Below are 3474 nucleotides of genomic sequence, written 5' to 3' on the forward strand. Positions count from 1 at the left end.
TACGCAAGCAAGGCCATGGCATGCTTGAGGTTCTGCTCCGGGCCTTCAACGGTAATCCTATCCCGCTTGCCGCATAGCGGCTGAACAGTCACGAATATCGTCCTTTAGTTGATGGGCGTCAACCTATTTCTACTCCGGCATTTCGGCTTGCGGGCGTCCGCAAACGACCGCGCCCCGGCGCGCCATTTCGGATAAGATAGCGTGCAAGAAAACCACACCGTGCGAGCCTAGATGCCCTATCAAATCGAACATAAACTTGTCATCGGCATCGCCTCCAGCGCCCTGTTCGACCTGACCGAATCGCACCAGATCTACCTTGACAGCGGCGCCGAGGAATATCGAAAATACCAGGAACAGCATATCGATGTGATACTCAGTCGCGGCGTCGCGTTCCCGTTTATCCGGCGCTTCTTGAACATCAATAAACATTTTGCGCGCCAGGCGCCGGTCGAGGTCGTTTTATTCTCGCGCAATTCGCCGGAAACCGGTTTGCGCGTGTTGCGCTCGATCGCCCATTACGGACTGGACATATCGCGCGCGGCCTTCGTCACCGGGCAGTCGCCGTATTCTTATTTGCCGGCGTTTAACGCCTCGCTGTTTTTAAGCGCCAATGAGGAGGACGTGCGCAACGCGCTGGCCAAGCAATATCCGGCCGGGCTGGTGCTGCCCTCGCGCACCGAGGACGACGAAAGCGACAGCGAGCTGCGCATCGCCTTCGACTTCGACGGCGTGCTGGCCGACGACGAGGCCGAGACCGTGTTCAAGCGCAACAACGACGTCGACGAGTTCCACGCCCACGAAACCAAGAACATGGCCACGCCGCACCAGCCGGGGCCGCTGGCCGACCTGTTCCGCAAGCTGGCGGTGATGCAGCGCCTGGAGGAAAGGGCGCAGCGGCGCGACCCGGCCTACAAGAAGATCCTGCGCATCGCCATCATCACGGCGCGCAACGCGCCCTCGCACGAGCGCGTCGTGACGACGTTGAAAAGCTGGGGCGTGTCGGCCAACGAAACGTTTTTCCTTGGCGGCATGGACAAGTCGCGCGTGCTGGCCATCTTCAAGCCGCATATTTTCTTCGACGACCAGCTGAGCCACCTGAAGTCGGCCGGCGGCACCATACCGATGGTGCATGTGCCGTTTGGCATCGCCAACGTGCTGGCGCCGGCGGTGGATGAATAAGTTCCGCTGGGTTGCCGAGGCTATTCGGCTCTGTGCCGCTGGTTTTGTTGCACTCGCCGGCGCTCAGGCCAGGTTGCGGGCAACGCGGAAGCCGACGATGTCGTTGCTGAGCGCCGACGAGAAGCCGTTGCGCAGCGCCGAGCGCAGGTAGCGCGGGTTGTACAACCACGAGCCGCCGCGCAGGATGCGCCGGCTGGCGTCGCCGCCCTCTTCCCACGCGCTGCCGTCGGCCGGCGCGCCCTCGTAGTTGTCGTGCACCGCGTCCTGCACCCATTCCCAGACGTTGCCGTGCATGTCGTACAGGCCCCAGGGGTTGGGCGCGAAGTCGCCGGCGGCGCTGGTGCCGCCGCGGTACTGGCCGCGGACGCTGCCGTTGTAGGTGTAGTGGCCGTCGTAGTTGGCGTGCTCGGTGCTGATCTCGTCGCCGAAGCTGAACGCGCTCTTGCTGCCGGCGCGGCAGGCGTACTCCCACTCGGCCTCCGACGGCAGCCGGTAGAACTGGCCGGTCTGCTCGATCAGCCATTGCAAATACAGTTGCGCGTCGTGCCAGCTGACGCCGACCACCGGGTGCCGCTCGCCCTGGGCGAAGCCGGGGTTGTCCCAGTCGGTCTCGGACTGCGACACCCAGCCGGTGACGCGGGCGAACTGGCGCCACTCGCCCACGCTGACCGGGTGCCGCCCCAACGCGAACGAGTAGTCGATGCCGACCCAGTGCTGCGGCGTTTCCCGTTCGAGCCAGCTTTTTTGCGAGCCGGCCGCCATGGCGATCTTGCGCTCGTGCTCGGGCGAGCCCATCTGGAAGCGCCCGGTCGGGATCAGCACCAGCTCCGGCCCTTCGCCGGTGCCGTCGAGAAAGCGGTCGCGCAGCACGCCGTTGGCGTCGGCCACCGGGCTGGTCGCCGTCGGCAGTTGCTGCGCCAGCTCGGCGGCGGCGCGGCTGGCCAGTTGTTTGCGGGCGCGCTCCTGTTCGACCCGGTAGGCCAGTTCGGCCTTCGCCGCCAGCAGCTTGCGCTGTTGTTCCTGCTGTTCGGCCATCGCCGCGGCGGCGTCGGTCTCGCGGCGCACGCGCAACTGCTCGCGCAGGGTTTCCTTGCGCGCCTTGCGGGCCGCCTCGGCTTCGATATGGCGCTGCGCGTCCTGCGTTTTGCGCAACTGATCCAGCCGCAGCTTCTCGGCGGCGGCCGCCTCGGCCTCGGCCTTGCGCTTGAGCGCCAGTTCCCGCTGGCGCTTTTGCTCGATCAGCCGGGCCTGCGCGGCCAGCGCCGCCACCTCCTCCCGGCGCCGCTCTTCGCGCAACCGGGCCTGCTCGGCCAACGCCGCCAGCTCCTCCTCGGACGGCCCGGCGGCGCGTTCGAGCTTGTCGAGCAGCGCCTGCACCGACGCCGGACGCGCCTCCGGCGTCATCGAGAAGCCGTTTTGCAGCACCTGCCACTGGGCCGGATTCAGCCCGGCCGGGGGCGACGGCAGGTGGCCGGCGCCGCGCGTCTCGTCGAACGGCATTTTACCCTCCAACATTTGGTAGACCATCACCGCGACGGCGTACACGTCCAGCGTCGGACTCGGTTGGCGCTGGTGCGTGCCGGCCTCCGGCGCGCGGTAGCCGGTGGTGCCGGCGTTCGGCGTTTGCAGGCCCAGGCTGCTGCCGGCGTTGCGCACGCGCGAGGCGATGCCGAAGTCGAGCAGCTTGATGTCGCCCTTCTGCGTCAGGAACACGTTGCCGGGTTTGATGTCGCGGTGCACCAGTTTGTGCTTGTCCCAGGCGTAGGCCAGCGCGTCGGCCACCGGCAACAGCAAGCGCCGCACGGTGTCGAGCGGCAGCGCGCCGTGCTGGCCCAGGTAGTGCTCGAGGTCGGCCCCCTCCAGGCATTCCATGATGATGAAGTAGCTCGACGTGGCCGGGTCCTGCGCCCATTCGTAGACCCGGACGATGTGTTCGTGCGCCAGCTTGCGCGCCTGGGTCGCCTCTTCGATCAACAGCTTGGCGTGGGTGGCGCTCTGGGTCAGTTGCGGCGGCAGGATTTTCAGCGCCACCATTTCGCTGTTGCCCAGTTCGGCGTGGGTGGCCAGGTCGGTGGCTTGCCAGACCTGGCCCATGCCGCCGTGGGCGATCAGGCGTTCCAACCGGTAGCGGCGGTTTTGCGGACCGATTTCCTGGCCGGCCATCAGGCCCAGTTCGGTGCCCTGGCGGGGGGCGGGGGGGGCTGCGGGGGGGGGGGGGGGGGGGGGGGGGGGGGGGGGAGGGGGGGGGGGGGGGGGGGGGGGGGGGGGGGGGGGGGGGGGGGGGGTATATCACAC

2 protein-coding genes are annotated in these 3474 nt (G+C 67.3%); one reads left to right on the forward strand and one right to left on the reverse strand.

What is annotated here, in order from left to right:
• The first annotated feature begins 231 nt into the window (after nucleotides 1–231).
• Nucleotides 232–1179, forward strand: a complete 948-nt coding sequence (locus ACFDR9_RS27215) for a 5'-nucleotidase (protein WP_017875831.1) — start codon at nucleotides 232–234, stop codon at nucleotides 1177–1179.
• Between the two features lie 63 nt (nucleotides 1180–1242).
• On the opposite strand, the gene ACFDR9_RS27220 is transcribed toward ACFDR9_RS27215, so the two are convergent.
• The gene (locus tag ACFDR9_RS27220) at nucleotides 1243–3342 is read right to left on the reverse strand and encodes an SUMF1/EgtB/PvdO family nonheme iron enzyme (RefSeq protein ID WP_409033009.1); all 2100 of its coding nucleotides are present in this window, start codon (nucleotides 3340–3342) and stop codon (nucleotides 1243–1245) included.
• Nucleotides 3343–3474 lie beyond the last annotated feature (132 nt).

The organism is Janthinobacterium sp. CG_23.3, from assembly GCF_046115965.1.
GTDB lineage: Bacteria > Pseudomonadota > Gammaproteobacteria > Burkholderiales > Burkholderiaceae_D > Janthinobacterium.